General features: G+C 45.0%; 14 protein-coding genes. 9 read left to right on the top strand and 5 right to left on the bottom strand.

Annotated features, from left to right (window positions below; all coding sequences use genetic code 11):
* Window positions 1-42: 42 nt before the first annotated feature.
* Window positions 43-912: an AraC family transcriptional regulator gene (locus L4C39_RS15285; protein WP_429746725.1), complete on the top strand. Its 870-nt coding sequence runs from the start codon at window positions 43-45 to the stop codon at window positions 910-912.
* A gap of 18 nt (window positions 913-930) precedes the next feature.
* On the opposite strand, the gene L4C39_RS15280 is transcribed toward L4C39_RS15285, so the two are convergent.
* The 5 genes from L4C39_RS15280 to L4C39_RS15260 form a co-directional block, all read right to left on the bottom strand.
* Window positions 931-1,854, bottom strand: a complete 924-nt coding sequence (locus L4C39_RS15280; RefSeq protein WP_429746723.1) for a hydroxymethylglutaryl-CoA lyase — start codon at window positions 1,852-1,854, stop codon at window positions 931-933.
* 9 nt (window positions 1,855-1,863) lie between these two features.
* The gene (locus L4C39_RS15275) at window positions 1,864-2,688 is read right to left on the bottom strand and encodes an enoyl-CoA hydratase-related protein (protein ID WP_429746721.1); all 825 of its coding nucleotides are present in this window, start codon (window positions 2,686-2,688) and stop codon (window positions 1,864-1,866) included.
* A gap of 99 nt (window positions 2,689-2,787) precedes the next feature.
* Window positions 2,788-4,401: a carboxyl transferase domain-containing protein gene (locus tag L4C39_RS15270; RefSeq protein WP_429746719.1), complete on the bottom strand. Its 1,614-nt coding sequence runs from the start codon at window positions 4,399-4,401 to the stop codon at window positions 2,788-2,790.
* A 60-nt stretch (window positions 4,402-4,461) separates the two neighbouring features.
* Entirely contained in the window at window positions 4,462-5,631 is a 1,170-nt protein-coding gene (locus tag L4C39_RS15265) for an isovaleryl-CoA dehydrogenase (RefSeq protein ID WP_136994958.1), read from the bottom strand.
* 77 nt (window positions 5,632-5,708) lie between these two features.
* Window positions 5,709-6,122: a MerR family transcriptional regulator gene (locus L4C39_RS15260; RefSeq protein WP_429746717.1), complete on the bottom strand. Its 414-nt coding sequence runs from the start codon at window positions 6,120-6,122 to the stop codon at window positions 5,709-5,711.
* Between the two features lie 248 nt (window positions 6,123-6,370).
* On the opposite strand from L4C39_RS15260, the gene L4C39_RS15255 reads away from it, so the two are divergent.
* The 8 genes from L4C39_RS15255 (at window position 6,371) to L4C39_RS15220 (ending at window position 15,114) form a co-directional block, all read left to right on the top strand.
* Entirely contained in the window at window positions 6,371-7,615 is a 1,245-nt protein-coding gene (locus L4C39_RS15255; RefSeq protein ID WP_429746715.1) for a thiolase family protein, read from the top strand.
* A 49-nt stretch (window positions 7,616-7,664) separates the two neighbouring features.
* Window positions 7,665-8,849, top strand: coding sequence for an acyl-CoA dehydrogenase family protein (locus L4C39_RS15250; protein ID WP_429746713.1), 1,185 nt, complete (start codon window positions 7,665-7,667; stop codon window positions 8,847-8,849).
* Window positions 8,850-8,863: 14 nt separating this feature from the next.
* Window positions 8,864-10,018, top strand: coding sequence for an enoyl-CoA hydratase/isomerase family protein (locus L4C39_RS15245; RefSeq protein ID WP_429746711.1), 1,155 nt, complete (start codon window positions 8,864-8,866; stop codon window positions 10,016-10,018).
* Window positions 10,019-10,066: 48 nt separating this feature from the next.
* Window positions 10,067-10,825, top strand: coding sequence for an SDR family oxidoreductase (locus L4C39_RS15240; RefSeq protein WP_371712427.1), 759 nt, complete (start codon window positions 10,067-10,069; stop codon window positions 10,823-10,825).
* 135 nt (window positions 10,826-10,960) lie between these two features.
* A complete protein-coding gene (locus L4C39_RS15235) occupies window positions 10,961-12,577 on the top strand; it encodes a methyl-accepting chemotaxis protein (protein WP_017052778.1) in 1,617 nt (538 codons plus the stop codon).
* Between the two features lie 309 nt (window positions 12,578-12,886).
* A complete protein-coding gene (locus L4C39_RS15230) occupies window positions 12,887-14,251 on the top strand; it encodes a DNA-3-methyladenine glycosylase 2 family protein (RefSeq protein WP_261890067.1) in 1,365 nt (454 codons plus the stop codon).
* A 2-nt stretch (window positions 14,252-14,253) separates the two neighbouring features.
* Entirely contained in the window at window positions 14,254-14,727 is a 474-nt protein-coding gene (locus tag L4C39_RS15225) for a methylated-DNA--[protein]-cysteine S-methyltransferase (RefSeq protein WP_029203391.1), read from the top strand.
* 18 nt (window positions 14,728-14,745) lie between these two features.
* A complete protein-coding gene (locus L4C39_RS15220) occupies window positions 14,746-15,114 on the top strand; it encodes a hypothetical protein (RefSeq protein ID WP_017052775.1) in 369 nt (122 codons plus the stop codon).
* Window positions 15,115-15,238: the final 124 nt, after the last annotated feature.

Below are 15,238 nucleotides of genomic sequence, written 5' to 3'. Positions count from 1 at the left end.
CGTTTATGCTTATAAATATGTCCATTTATGCTATTTGAGATCATGAGCCAACAACATACATCCCGAATTAATGATGTTCTGTTCTATATTCATCAAGATATAAGCCAAGAACTGGCAGCAAAAGAGCTTGCGGATGTGGCGGCGTACTCTGAGCAGCATTTTCACCGTATTTTTAAACAGGTGGTGGGAGAGTCGATCCATCAATACATTCGACGCACTCGAATGGAATATGCCGCCAATCAGTTGATGTTCGACACTAAATCAACGGTTTTAGATATTGCGAATAATTGTGGGTTCAACTCTCTTTCTTCTTTTAGTCGAGCATTTAAATCGACATTTCATATGTCACCAGGCGAGTGGCGAAAGCATGATTTACAAGTGTCAGATAAACCCTATTTGAAAGATTTTGAAGTAGCAGAGGGCTACCGACGAGTGGCAAATAGAGCGTTGCCTCAACCGAAAATCATAGAAGCAGAGGATCGCCTCGCTGCGTATGTGAGACATGAAGGTTATAACCGCTCAATTCGTAATGCTTGGTTAGTGCTTAAGGCGTGGGCGAGTTCGGAGAATCGAGACTTTTCGGAGCAATTTGGGCTGCATCACTCAAACCCTGCTTGGGTCGATTTAGATAAGTGTCGCTATGTCGCTTGTATCTCGATTGATAAGCCATTGAAATACAGAGGAGTGGTTAATCAAATGGTGATCCCGGGAGGGTTGCACGCGGTATTCCGATTACATGGTATATACGGTGAATTGCTTCCGCAGATAAGTACCGTTTTAGAGCAATGGCTACCCGCTTCTGGGTTTAAATTGAGGTCAACACCTGCATTTGTTCACTATCATAAAAACCATTTTTTGAATGAAAATGAAGAATTTGAATTAGATTTCTACTTACCTATCAGCTTCTATTAAATGACAATATATCCATATTTACATTGTAAATCTCATGTCTTTCACATAACGATGGCGAAGCGCTTGTGAGACTTTTGACGCGGGTGGCTTATTTAAATGATCGCAGATTATCCACCCTGCTTTAGCGACATCGAGTGAGTTAACCCCCGTTTCGATGCCTAAACCATCACAAAGGTAAAGTACATCTTCAGTCGCGACATTACCGCTGGCTCCAACGGCATATGGGCAGCCCCCTAAACCCGCGACACTGCTATCAATGACGGAAACGCCCATGGTTAGAGCTTGATATATATTGGTGAGAGCTTGCCCCCAAGTATCGTGAAAGTGCACTGCTATTTGGTTGAGTGGCACCTGCTTGTGTACGGCTTCTAACATAGTTGCAATACGCAGTGGCGTTCCTGTTCCTATGGTGTCACCAAGAGATATTTCATAACAGCCTAATTCAAGTAGTTCTCGGGCGACAGTCGCGACTTGTTGTGGAGGTGTTGTTCCATCGTATGGGCAATCTGCGACACAAGATAAATAGCCTCTTACAGGAATATTGAGTTTTCGAGCTTCATCCACCAGAGGAAGAAAACGCTGGATGCTTTCAGAAATAGAGCAGTTAATATTGTGTTGGCAAAAAAGCTCGGATGCTGATGTGAAAATGGCGACTTGGTTAGCACCTGATTGAATCGCTTGCTCAAAACCTTGTAGGTTCGGGGTGAGTGCAGAATAGGTAACATTGGGCTGGCGAGAAATTTTGTCCATCACTAAGGCTGAATCTGCCATTTGAGGCACCCATTTCGGAGAGACGAAAGAACCCGATTCAATGTGCCTTAGCCCGGTTAGAGAGAGTTGGTTAATCAGATCGATTTTTGCTTCGGTACTGACCGAGACTTCATTTTGTAAACCATCACGAGGGCCCATTTCGGCGATTAACACTGCTGTAGGAAGAGTCACGCTTATCTCCTATGACTTTTTCGGTTGAGCACTCCATGAAGGAGGTCGTTTTTCGAAAAATGCGTTTAAACCTTCTTGCCCCTGTTCTGAAACACGAATGTCGGCGATTAACTGACTGGTATGCTCAATCAAATCTGAATCAATAGGCTGTGTGGCGCAGCGTTGGCAAAGTGTTTTAGCTTGCTGTAATGCGGTAGGGCTATTAGCTAAGAAATATTGGGTAAATTGTTTGATTTTTTGCTCAGTATTTCGGCGGTTACAGGCAAGTTTATGTACTAATCCAATGTGCAGTGCTGTTTTGGCATTGATGCTTTCAGCGGTTAGCATATAACGTCTCGCTAAGCGGGTTCCAATTGCACGGCAGAGATAGGGAGCAATGGTTGCTGGAATGAGGCCGAGTTTGACTTCGCTTAGACAGAATTGAGAATCATCTTGAGCGATGGCAATGTCACAGCAACAAATCAGGCCAAGCGGCCCACCAAAGGCAGAACCTTGTATAACCGCAATCGTTGGGTGAGGAAAATTGTCGAGCGCGGACATAAGATGCGCCAGTTGAGTGGCATCTTGCTTATTTTCATCTGAGGTTTTTTCTGCCATTGATCGCATCCAGTTGAGATCGGCACCCGCAGAGAAATGTTTTCCATTTGCTCTAAGCAGTAAAACTCGCACTGAAGGGTGAGTGGCAAGCTCATGCAATTTGGCGAGTAAATGGTCGATCAGCCGATCATCAAACGCATTGTGTTTATCGACACGGTTTAGCGTTAACGTGGCGACTCCACGCGCATCAATATCACACAGTAAATCGCTAAATGGGGGCGGTTGGTTGCTTGTCATCCATAACACCTCTTCTTCATCTTTGAATGTTTCTTGTCGTGATTCTTATGTCATTATTCTCATGTCATCTGGCTACTTTCAATTTTCAGATGGGCAGGGCTACATCCGGAATATGCCAAACTGACTCTCAACAATCGGTGCACCTAGTGATGCCGCTAAAGCTTGCCCGACGATGTCACGGGTATCTTTCGGGTCAATAATGCCATCGTCCCACAACCTTGCGCTGGCAAAGTATGGGTGACCTTGAGTCTCATACTGATCGATGATCGGTTGTTTGAATTCCTCCTCTTGTTCGGCTGACCATTCTTGATTGGTTCGCTGCTTAATATCACGCTGTACTTGTGCCATTACCCCTGCAGCTTGTTCGCCTCCCATAACGGAAATTCGGGCATTAGGCCACATCCACATCATGGTTGGATCATAGGCTCGGCCACACATCCCATAGTTTCCTGCGCCATAAGAACCGCCAATAATAACGGTAAATTTGGGTACATCAGCGCACGCTACGGCCATAACAAGTTTAGCGCCATCTTTGGCTATCCCCTCGGCTTCGTATTTTTTCCCTACCATAAAACCAGTAATGTTTTGCAGAAACAGCAGTGGGATTTTTCGTTTGGCACAAAGCTCAATAAAGTGCGCTCCTTTTTGAGCCGATTGGGAAAATAGAATGCCGTTATTGGCGACGATGCCGATAGGATGACCGTGTAAATGAGCGAATCCGCAGATCAAGGTTTGTCCATATAACGCTTTAAATTCATCAAAATCAGAATCATCGACAATACGAGCGATCACTTCTCTTACATCAAATAGGTGACGCAAATCTGCATTGACGATGCCATACAGATCCGTAGCGTCGTAACGAGGAGGCTGGATAGGGTTGGAGGTCGCAATTGGCCAAGTGTTGGATGCTTGATTGGTGCTGGATATTGCTTGTCGGGCAAGGTTAAGTGCGTGCTGCTCATCTTGAGCGTAATAATCCGCTACTCCCGATTTTTTGCAGTGAACATCCGCTCCACCTAGCTCTTCAGCAGTCACTATTTCGCCTGTCGCAGCTTGAACAAGAGGTGGGCCTGCTAGGAAAATAGTTCCCTGTTTTTTGACAATAATCGAGACATCAGCCATGGCAGGAACATAAGCGCCCCCAGCGGTACATAACCCAAGTACCACTGCAATTTGTGGTATTCCTTTGGCTGACATGCGTGCTTGATTGAAAAAAATACGGCCAAAATGCTCTTTATCGGGAAAGACATCCGCTTGTTGCGGTAAATTTGCCCCACCAGAGTCCACGAGGTAAACACAGGGGAGATGGCAACGCTGAGCAATCTCTTGAGCTCGAAGGTGTTTTTTGACGCTTAATGGGTAATAGGTTCCACCTTTAACGGATGGATCATTGGCGATCACCATGCATTTGATTCCGTCAATTTCGCCTATTCCAGCCACGAGACCTGCGCACGGAATCGGCTGTTCATAAACTCGCCATGCCGCAAATTGACCGATCTCTAGAAAAGGCGTCTCGGGGTCTAATAAGGTGGCAATGCGCTCTCGTACAGGAAGTTTTCCTTTTTGACGCTGACGCTCTAACGCCGCCTCACCTCCGCCTTGTTTGATGATTTCAAGGTTAGAGTTAAGGTTATCAAGCAGCCGAAGCATCACTCGCTTGTTAGTGAGAAAAAGCGGATCCTTTGGTTTGGCTTTAGTTTCAATGATGGCCATGGATCTTTCCTTTCAATGAGTCACTTATTTGGAGTTAAGTGACGGTTTGTTGAGAGCTTATCAACGGGATTCTTCAAACAGTTCGCGTCCAATCAACATGCGTCTTATTTCAGATGTGCCAGCGCCAATCTCGTATAGTTTGGCATCTCGAAGTAGCCGCCCTGCAGGAAATTCGTTGATATACCCATTGCCGCCAAGCAGTTGAATGGCGTCTAGCGCGAGTTTTGTGGCAAGTTCAGCTGCGTATAAAATCACGCCTGCGGAATCTTTACGTGTGGTTTCACCGCGATCACACGCAGAAGCGACCGCATAAATATAAGCGCGCGCTGCATTCATTTGGGTATACATATCGGCCACTTTGGCTTGAACCAACTGGAACTCTCCAATTGAGCGTCCGAACTGTTTTCGGTCATGGACATAGGGGATCACTAAATCAAGGCATGCCTGCATTATTCCCAGTGGACCTGCGGCCAGCACCACACGCTCGTAATCTAAGCCACTCATTAACACTTCCACACCGTGGTTGAGTTGGCCTAAGATATTCTCTTTTGGGACTTGGCAGTTTTCGAAGACTAATTCACAGGTGTTTGAGCCTCGCATTCCAAGCTTGTCGAGTTTTTGTGCGTGGCTGAACCCGACAAAGTCGCGCTCAATGACAAATGCACTGATGCCATGAGAGGTTTCATTGGGATCGGTTTTGGCATAAACCACTATGATATCGGCATCGGGGCCATTGGTGATCCACATTTTAGAACCATTGAGAAGATAGTGATTACCTACTAACTCCGCTTTGAGTTGCATGCTAACCACGTCAGATCCTGCGTTTGCTTCACTCATCGCGAGTGCGCCAATGTGGCTACCATCAATCAGTTTTGGCAAATACTTTTCACGTTGCTGTTGCGTCCCATTGCGAAAGATCTGATTGACGCAAAGGTTGGAGTGAGCGCCATAACTTAGCGCAACAGAAGCGGAGGCTCGGCTGATCTCTTCCATAGTGATGACATGAGCAAGGTATCCCATATTTGCCCCGCCATACTCTTCACCGATCGTCACACCAAGTAACCCCATGTCACCAAACAGTGCCCAGAGATGGTTTGGAAATTGGTTGTCTCTATCTATTTCAGCGGCAATCGGCGCGATGTGCTGAGTCGCGAAACCATTTACTTGTTCTCGAAGCATATCGAGAGTGTCGCCAAGGCCAAAGTTAAGTGAGCGGTAGTCGCTATTCATACTATCTCCTAAACTCTCGATTATCTCCAAACTTCAGAGCCTCTCCAGAATGTTATTGACCAATGAAAGCACGGTGATTATGTTGCTGAATCATGGTCTGCATGGTCTGCATGGTCTTGTTGGCTTGGGGCATTGAGTGCTTGTTGACAGCGTGCTCGGGCGGTATTGAGTTCATGCATCACGACATTGATATCGTCCAGTTGACATTGTAACGCCTGTTGTTTCTCGTCAATAAGGAGCAACATTTTCTTTAACTGAGTGTCACTCTGATTGGTATCGTAGAGCTCAAATAGTTCTCTGATTTCTGCTAACGATAATCCCAAACGTTTCCCACGAAGTATCAACTTCATGCGGACTTTATCGCGATGCCGGTAGATTCGAATACCACTTTGGCGAATGGGGTGAATTAGGCCCATGTCTTCATAAAATCGGATGCTTCGAGTCGTGATATTAAACTCATTCGCCAGTTCGCTAATTTTGAAACTTTCCATTTAATGGTCGCCTCCAACTACGTCATGCCGAGAAAAACCGTTAACTGACCTTCGACTGCCCCCTAAAAGGTGGGTGCGCCCCTAAGTGTGTTGAAATTTTGTTTCTTGACGTTTACGTAAATGTTAGTGCTATGCTTACGTAAACGTCAAGCAAGGGCAGTGCAAAAAGTAACCGCTTTTTTTGAGGCTAGCTCTGAAGGCGTTATGCAGAAAACATTGATCAGAACTCAATCGATGGGGACAGATAAATGGAAAAGTCGATATGGATTGTCGCCGCAAAACGCACACCCCAAGGCAGCTTTCAAGGTATGTTGAAGGCATATTCTGCGCCAAAATTAGGCTCGTTTGCCATCCGTTCGACGCTTGAGTCGATTCCTATCTCTGTCGATTCAATTGATGAAGTATTTATGGGCTGTGTTTTACCTGCTGGATGTGGGCAAGCCCCTGCACGACAAGCCGCTCTCGGAGCGCAATTGCCTTATTCTGTCGGTTGTACCACCATCAACAAAGTTTGTGGCTCTGGTATGAAGTCGGTTGCGCTGGCCTATGATTTGATTTTATCAGGCTCCATTCAATGTGCGATTGCTGGTGGTATGGAAAGCATGACCAACGCCCCTTATCTGCTTAAAGAGGCCCGAAGTGGTATGCGTTTAGGGCACAAAAGTACGGATGACCATCTATTTTTAGATGGCTTGCAAGATGCCTACGACGGAGAGCTGATGGGCGTCTATGCACAGCATACTGCTGATAAATTGCATTTTACGCGCGAGCAGATGGATCGGTGGGCGACCATGTCGGTGACCCGAGCGTTAGAGGCGCAGCAACAGCAGTTATTTTCTGATGAAATCGCACCAATTAAGGAGACATCAACGGCAAAGACGTCTACCAACACAGCACAAAAACCGTCACAGAAAATTATCGATTTTGATGAACATCCAACGGAAATTAGTCTTGATAAAATCCCCCGTTTACGTCCCGCCTTTTCCACGACAGGTTCGGTGACTGCCGCTAATTCCAGTGCCATTTCGGATGGAGCCGCAGCGCTAATTGTTATGGATTCTAATTTGGCAAGGCAGCAAGGTTTAACACCATTGGCGGTGATTAAAGGCCATGCGACTCATGCTCGAAAACCTTCTGAATTTACCCTTGCACCTGTGTATGCCATGGAGCAACTGCTCTCTCAGCTAGATTGGTCTGTGGATGAAGTGGATTTATGGGAAATTAACGAAGCTTTTGCCGTAGTCACTCAAATTGCCGTTCAACATTTTGGTCTAGATACCAACAAGGTCAATATCAAAGGTGGAGCATGTGCGCTTGGACACCCTATTGGTGCAAGTGGGGCTCGTATTTTGGTGACTTTAGTCCATAGCTTAAGGCAGTTAAAAAAGCTTCAATCTTCGGTTTCAAATCAACCTCACGATAGAGTGATGCGGGGTATTGCTTCCTTGTGTATTGGCGGTGGAGAAGCGATTGCAGTGGGGATTGAAGTCTAGGACGAGACATAGGAAGCGAGGTTGCGAATAAACCGAGAAGGAGCGATGTATGGATTTTGAACTCAATCAAGATCAACAACTGTTTTCTGATACTGCTCATCAATTTGCGATGGATAAATTGAGTCCAATGGCGGCAGAATGGGATGAAAAACACCACTTTCCTAAAGATGTCTTGAAAGAGGCAGGGGAGCTAGGATTTTTGAGCCTTTACACGCCGGAAGAGAGTGGTGGACTAGGTTTGAGCAGGCTCGATTCGTCGATTATTTTTGAGCAGTTGGCGATGGGGTGCACCTCAACCACCGCGTTCATGACGATTCACAATATGGTGACATGGATGATCGCGAGCTTCGCAACGTCAGACGTGAAAGGTGAGTTTTGTCCTCAACTGATCTCGGGAGATTGGCTAGGATCGTACTGCTTAACCGAGCCAAATGCAGGGTCGGATGCTGCGTCACTGGTCACCAGAGCCCAAAAAGTGGATGGGCACTACATCATCAATGGCGGCAAGAGCTTTATTTCGGGGGCTGGTGAAACTGACGTTTTGGTGGTGATGGCTCGTACAGAAGCTGATGACAGTGAAACGGAAAATCAGGCTTGCAAGGGGGCAAAGGGTATTTCTGCTTTTGTGGTTCCGGCGAATGCCGCAGGGATCAGTTACGGGCGAAAAGAACCCAAAATGGGGTGGAATAGCCAACCAACACGCTCGATTACTTTTGAAAATGTGTCTATTCCAGCATGTCATTTACTAGGAGAAGAGGGGCAGGGTTTTACATTGGCGATGAAAGGTCTCGATGGTGGGCGAATTAACATCGCGACCTGTTCTATTGGTACGGCGCAGCAAGCGTTGAATCAAGCGACTCAGTACATAAAAGAACGCAAGCAGTTCGGTAAAAGTTTGGAGCAATTCCAAGGGCTGCAATTTAAGCTCGCGGATATGGCGACAGAGCTAGTGGCTGCAAGGCAGTTAGTTCGATATGCGGCCAGTAAATTGGATCGTCAAGATCCTGAAGCAACGGCTTACTGTGCGATGGCTAAGCGATTTGCCACCGACGTCGGATTTAGAGTGTGTGATCAAGCGCTACAACTGTATGGCGGCTATGGTTACATCAAAGAGTATCCACTTGAACGTTACTTCAGGGATGTTCGAGTGCATCAGATATTAGAAGGTACGAACGAAATCATGCGTTTAATTATCGCAAGACGACTGTTGGCGGAAGGGGCAGAAATTTTGTAAATAAAGGAGGCGATATGACAGGTAAGGTCAGCTTTGTTGAATGGCAATGTGACGATGAAAAACACAGCGTTGGGATTGCGACTCTGGAAAATGAAGCTTCTTTGAATGCATTAACTTTCGATATGTTAGTGCAGTTAAAAGATCAGTTAGAGCAGTGGAAATCCGATCCCCAAATTGTCTGCGTTTTATTACAGGGGGCGGGTGAGAAAGCTTTTTGTGCTGGAGGGGATGTCCGCACAATGCATAACGTGATGCGTGATGAATCTAAAGCAGACGCACAAGCATTTTGTATTCAATATTTTACGGTTGAGTATCAATGTGATTATCTGATCCATACCTATCCCAAACCTATTGTCGTGTGGGGGGAAGGCATAGTGATGGGTGGTGGAATGGGGCTATTTATGGGAGGGAGCCACAAAGTAGTGACGCCTAAATCCCGTTTAGCCATGCCAGAAATAAACATCGGTTTGTATCCTGATGTGGGTGGAACTTGGTTTCTAAATCGATTAGAACCGGGTATTGGTTTGTTTCTAGGTCTTACTGGCGCGTTAGTGAATGCAACGGATGCGGTGGATATTCATCTTGCGGATCATTTGCTTCTTCTTGAGGCTAAAGATCACCTGCTTGCACAGTTACAAGCCACTTCTTGGCAAGAACATAACGATCATCATTCCATCCTCACGACGTTGCTTAACTCGTTAGCAAAGCAGGCCATAGACCACAAGCCAGAAAATCAATTGATGCACTATTTTTCTGAGATCCAGCAAGCCTGCAATTCAACAGATTTAGAGATGATTCGACGCAACATATTAGCGATCTCCCCCTATTCGGAATCGACACATAAGTGGCTCGATTCTGCCAAACACGCCTTGAAAGGAGGCAGCCCTATCACCGCGCACATCTGTTTTCGACAAATGACTCAACACCATCATTTATCCTTAGCCGACTGCTTTCGACTGGAACTCGGCTTGTCCGCTCATTGCGGGATTTTAGGCGAATTTCAAGAGGGTGTTCGAGCGCGGTTAATTGATAAAAGTGGTGAACCTCAATGGTTATTTAGCAGCATTGGTGATGTGGATACTGATCTGATCGAGGCACTATTCACTTCGTTGTGGAGCAAAGAACAGCATCCACTCGCACAATTAGGCATTGAGTTTACCTCGCAGTAGCAACCATTATTACCACCACTAAAGCGGTATCGGTAAGGAGATTTATCTATGAACTTGAAACAGAGTGTCGTTGCGATTACGGGGGCTGGACAAGGTTTGGGGCAGACGATGGCGATAACCTTAGCGCAATCTGGAGCAGAACTCGCCCTACTCGATATCAATGAGCAAGCGTTACAAGATACACAACAGCAGTGTTTGGCACTTGGCGTTACTTCTCGTATCTATCCTGTTGATGTGACAAGTGAGCCTCAAGTCGAAGCTGTGTTCAATCAAATTGTCGAGGACTTCGGGCAACTTGATGGCTTAATCAATAATGCTGGCGTGCTAAGAGATGGCTTGTTAGTCAAGGTGAAAGAGGGCGAGATACATAAGATGTCTTTGGATCAGTTTAATGCGGTGATTAACGTGAATCTGGTCGGGACATTTCTGTGTGGGAGAGAGGCCGCCGCCAAAATGATCGAAACGAAACGTAAGGGTGTCATTATCAATATTTCGAGTGTTGCTCGTTCAGGGAATATTGGTCAATCGAATTATTCTGCATCTAAAGCAGCCGTTGCAAGTATGGCGACATGTTGGGCGAAAGAGCTCGCTCGTTATAGCATTCGCGCTGCCGCTATTGCTCCAGGAGTTGTGGATACTGCGATGGCAAGACAACTGAAACCTGAAGCAGTAGATCGCTTGAAAGCAATGATACCCGTGGGGCGAATAGGTGATTCTGCTGAGATTGCCCATGCGGCCAAATATATATTTGAAAATGAGTACTTTACCGGAAGAGTGCTCGAAATCGATGGAGGAATGCGAATGTAGCGACATGTCAAAAAAATGTGAAACAGCATTCATTATTCATCACAAAATAAGACCAAAGTCATCACGATAAATTACAAGTTCTGCCACAATATAAAAACAAAAATAAAACAACAATTGACGTTGGGTAGGCTTGGTATGAAATTAAGTAATTTATCGGTGAAAAATAAACTATTAGCAATAGTAATGGCAGCAGTGACGATGATCATTGCGACCTGTTTGTATAACTTAAATGAGCAACGGAGTTCCTCTTACCTAGAAAGAGAAGGTAAATTGTCATCTCAAGTGGAAACGGTCGTGAAGTTGGTGGACTATTTTTACCAGCAGCGTAGTGAACTTGGAGAAGAGGTTGCGAAATCGATGGCACTAGACGCCATTAAGCAAATTCGTTTCGATGAGACAAACTACTTTTGGGTTACCAATCCAGCGTTAAACGTCTTAATGCATCCGATTAAACCAGAGTTGATTGGACAAAATGCTCAGGGGTTCAAAGATGGTGCTGGGAAGTATCATTGGCAAGAGATGGCTACAATAGCCAAAACGACTCAACATGGCTTTTTAGACTATCAATGGAGAAGTTCAACCGGTGAGTTGAAGGATAAAATTTCTTATGTGATCTATTTTTCTCAATGGGATTGGATTGTTGGCTCTGGGATTTTAGTTGCCGATATACAAGAAACCTTTTTTGCGAATGCGATACAAGGGTTGATTGTTGCGGTGATCCTTGCCGTAGTATTACTCGCAATGGGGTTTGTGATCTCGACAAATATAGTTAACCCACTGCATAACCTGATTGGTAAAACCCACCGTATTGCTGATGGTGACTTAACCGTAAGGCTTAACTTTAAAAGAAAAGATGAGCTTGGAGAGGTTGGAGGCGAGATCGATCGCATGCTGGCTAAACTGCAACAAACGCTTCAATCGGCGAATGAATCTGCTGTTCTCTCTTCCAGTATGGCGCAAAGTATCGCTTCCGCTAGTGAAGAAGCCGCAACCAGTGTCTATTCTCAGTATACGCAGCTTGAACAGCTTTCAGCTGCAATGACAGAGATGAGCACGACCATCTCAGACGTTGCTCATAATGCAGAGACAACCGCGCTATCAACGGCGACTGCGACCTCTCATGCAGAGGTGAGTGGCGGCAATATGCGTGCGACGACGGATACGATTGCCGAAGTGTCAGATAATATCGCGGTCGCAGATAATCTTGTGACTCAGTTAAAAAGTGGTGTGGATGAAATTAGCTCGGTAGTAAACGTGATTTCTGACGTTTCAGATCAAACCAACTTGCTAGCATTAAATGCCGCGATTGAAGCTGCAAGGGCTGGGGAGCAAGGTCGAGGTTTCGCAGTGGTTGCCGATGAAGTTCGAAACCTAGCCAGTCGTACCCATAACTCAACCTCAGAAGTGCAAGAAACCATTGATGCATTAATCGAGAGAACCACCAATACTGCCAATACTATGCAAAGCAGCCACAGTAAAGTGGAAGCGAGTGTGGCTAAAGCGAAAGAGACACAAGCTCAGCTCGCGTTAATGGTTGAAGAGCTGGTGGTTTCTAATGATATGGTCGCCCAAATTGCAGCGGCATCAGAGCAACAAGGTTTGGTTGCTCAAGAGATGAATCAAAATGTAAGCAGCATTCATCTATCAGCGAATGAAGTCAAACAAGCTTCTCAATTACTGGCTCAAGAGAGTCAATCTATGGCCGAAGCATCTGAAGTGTTAAAAGATCAATTGCGCTATTTCAAAGTGTAACGTCGCGCTAAAACGCCTGAACATAAGGCGAGGATCTGCCTAATCAAAGCCACATCATTATGTGGCTTTTTTTGTCTCTGAGGTCTCTGACGCTAATATTCATTAGTGATTAGTGATTAGTGATTAGTGATTAGTGATTAGTGATTAGTGATTAGTGATTAGTGATTGGTTATTAGAGATTAGAGATTAGAGAAAGGTGAATAGTGAGCAGTGTTCTACTATTTTTAGATTTAGTTCCGAAAATGGCTATTCAAGGCGATGGTTCGCGATACACTTAATATGTCTCTAAAGGAACTTGGATAGCGCAAGATGGAAGTAGAAAGTAGGCTGAGTATTGAAGAGTGTCAAAAAGCGAGAAAAGCGCGAGATCCTCGTTTCGATGGACAGTTTTATATTGCTGTCAAAACGACGGGCATTTTTTGTCGCCCAATCTGTCCTGCGGTGATGCCCAAAGAAGAGAATGTTGAATATTATCACCATGCTATAAAGGCGTTGCAGTCAGGGTATCGACCATGTCTACGTTGCCGACCTGATAGCGCCCCACATTCATGGGCGTGGAAAGGGACAGAGACGACATTTCAGCGTGCAATTACGATGATTGAGCGTGGTGAATTACAAACACAATCTTTGGCTGAATTGGCGAAGCGACTAGGGATCTCAGATCGTTATTTGAGGCAACTGTTTGATAAACACTTAGGCATGTCGCCAAAGCAGTATGCTCAGTATCATCAACTTATGTTTGCTAAGCAGTTGCTTCATACCAGTTCGATGAGCATTGGAGACGTGAGCTTTGCCTGTGGGTTTAACAGCATTCGCCGTTTCAATGATGCCTTCAAAAAATACCTTAAATTGACACCGAGCCAAATGAGAAAAAATACCAACATGAAACAATCAACTCACCAATTGAGCTTGGCTTTCCGTGCCCCATTTAACTGGCAGCATATGCTGAACTTTTACCGACTCAGAGCAATATCCAGCATTGAAATAGTGGATGAAAATAGCTATCAACGTCATTTTATCATTAATGGGGTAAAAGGTTGGTTCAAAGCCTCGTTAGGAAAAAGCGACGTTTTGGATATTAGCTTTGAGCTAGATGATATGACTCAGTTACAAAATCTTGTGAGCCAACTGCGCAGAATGTTTGATTTGGATATTGATATTCACAGCATCGAAGAACAGTTAGAGCAGAGTGCGCCGGGCTTGATAAAAGAGCATGGCTTGCGAATTCCCGGTGTATGGAATGCATGGGAGGCCGGCGTTAGAGCTATTCTAGGGCAGCAAGTATCAGTGAAAGCCGCGATTGGGCAACTGAATTTGTTAGTGGATACTTTAGGTGAACAGACAGAGTCTGCCATGTACTTTCCCACGCCGGAAAAAGTGGCTTCGAGCGATGTCAGTTTTTTGCGTATGCCAAATAGTCGCAAAGAAACTTTAAGTAGATTCGCACGCTATATGTGCGAGAGTTTTGATGAACACCCATCTGAGTGGTTATCATTAAAAGGGATTGGCCCGTGGACGATTAATTACGCTTTGTTGCGTGGGCTATCTCAATCAGATTGTTTTTTAGATACAGACTTAGTGGTTAAAAAAGCCATGGCCGAATATACCAATTTAAACCAAAAATCCGTCGCCCCGTGGGGTAGTTACGCGACTTTTCACTGCTGGAATTTATAGAGATGAACGTATTTACGCACTATCAAAGCCCGATGGGCACAATGACAATACAAGCGTGTGATGATGGGGTACTTGGCGCTTGGTTTGAAACGCAAACTACGCAACCTGATGACATAGGATTGAAGGACGATCATCATCCAGTTTTGGTCAGTGCAATGAAACAATTAGGCGAATATTTTTCAGGAGAAAGGACCCATTTCGAATTGCCAATTGCGGCTAAGGGAACCTTATTTCAGCAACGGGTTTGGGATGCGTTGATGAAAATTCCATATGGAGAAACATGGAGTTATCAAGATATTGCCAATGAGATTGATAACCCTAAAGCGGTGAGGGCGGTGGGGTTAGCGAATGGAAAAAATCCAATTTCGATTATTGTTCCATGCCATCGAGTGATTGGTAAAAATGGTAAGTTAACGGGCTATGCGGGTGGTATCGAAATCAAAGAAAAATTGTTACAATTAGAAGGTGTTTTATAGTGATTGATATGGAGTGTTATGAATATAAAACCGAGTTTGTCCTTATCTCTTCTTAGTTTAGCGGCTTTATTGCTTTCAGGGTGTTCAGAAGAGAAGATTGAGCGATTGGAAAACGCTCAAACCTATGCATTTAAAGGAATGTATAGCAACCAAGAGAACTCAAATACCATCCATTTTAAAGATGGCGTGATGCGATATACCATGGCTGGAGAGGTCATGGAGAAGCCATACACGGTAGAAGATAAAAGCGTCTATATAAAATTGAGAAACAGCTCGAAAGAGAAGCGGAATGATCTTGTGATGTCGATTCATTTGAGTGGTGCAAGGCTGACTTGTAACTCTTGTGCCATGTATAACATGAGCAGTTTATGGTTAAGGGCTGATTAATCGTAATTTTAGCTGTTCTCTATTCTCACTAGTTGAATCACTCGATAGGCTATCGCCATAAGCCATAAGCCATAAGCCATAAGCCATAAGCCCCGACATATAATAAGTCATCGCGGGACAACCG

Origin of the sequence: Vibrio clamense, from assembly GCF_050337905.1 — a bacterium.
Classification (GTDB): Bacteria; Pseudomonadota; Gammaproteobacteria; order Enterobacterales; family Vibrionaceae; genus Vibrio; species Vibrio cortegadensis.
Note: the sequence above shows the minus strand (reverse complement) of the source record. Positions and strands in the feature narration are given on the sequence as shown.

What these genes read in the sequence shown, in the direction of transcription:
- L4C39_RS15285 (WP_429746725.1), top strand. Translation starts at nt 43, where the DNA reads ATGAGCCAACAACATACATCCCGAATTAATGATGTTCTGTTCTATATT.
- L4C39_RS15275 (WP_429746721.1), bottom strand. Translation starts at nt 2,688, where the DNA reads ATGACAAGCAACCAACCGCCCCCATTTAGCGATTTACTGTGTGATATT.
- L4C39_RS15270 (WP_429746719.1), bottom strand. Translation starts at nt 4,401, where the DNA reads ATGGCCATCATTGAAACTAAAGCCAAACCAAAGGATCCGCTTTTTCTC.
- L4C39_RS15265 (WP_136994958.1), bottom strand. Translation starts at nt 5,631, where the DNA reads ATGAATAGCGACTACCGCTCACTTAACTTTGGCCTTGGCGACACTCTC.
- L4C39_RS15260 (WP_429746717.1), bottom strand. Translation starts at nt 6,122, where the DNA reads ATGGAAAGTTTCAAAATTAGCGAACTGGCGAATGAGTTTAATATCACG.
- L4C39_RS15255 (WP_429746715.1), top strand. Translation starts at nt 6,371, where the DNA reads ATGGAAAAGTCGATATGGATTGTCGCCGCAAAACGCACACCCCAAGGC.
- L4C39_RS15250 (WP_429746713.1), top strand. Translation starts at nt 7,665, where the DNA reads ATGGATTTTGAACTCAATCAAGATCAACAACTGTTTTCTGATACTGCT.
- L4C39_RS15245 (WP_429746711.1), top strand. Translation starts at nt 8,864, where the DNA reads ATGACAGGTAAGGTCAGCTTTGTTGAATGGCAATGTGACGATGAAAAA.
- L4C39_RS15240 (WP_371712427.1), top strand. Translation starts at nt 10,067, where the DNA reads ATGAACTTGAAACAGAGTGTCGTTGCGATTACGGGGGCTGGACAAGGT.
- L4C39_RS15235 (WP_017052778.1), top strand. Translation starts at nt 10,961, where the DNA reads ATGAAATTAAGTAATTTATCGGTGAAAAATAAACTATTAGCAATAGTA.
- L4C39_RS15230 (WP_261890067.1), top strand. Translation starts at nt 12,887, where the DNA reads ATGGAAGTAGAAAGTAGGCTGAGTATTGAAGAGTGTCAAAAAGCGAGA.
- L4C39_RS15225 (WP_029203391.1), top strand. Translation starts at nt 14,254, where the DNA reads ATGAACGTATTTACGCACTATCAAAGCCCGATGGGCACAATGACAATA.
- L4C39_RS15220 (WP_017052775.1), top strand. Translation starts at nt 14,746, where the DNA reads ATGAATATAAAACCGAGTTTGTCCTTATCTCTTCTTAGTTTAGCGGCT.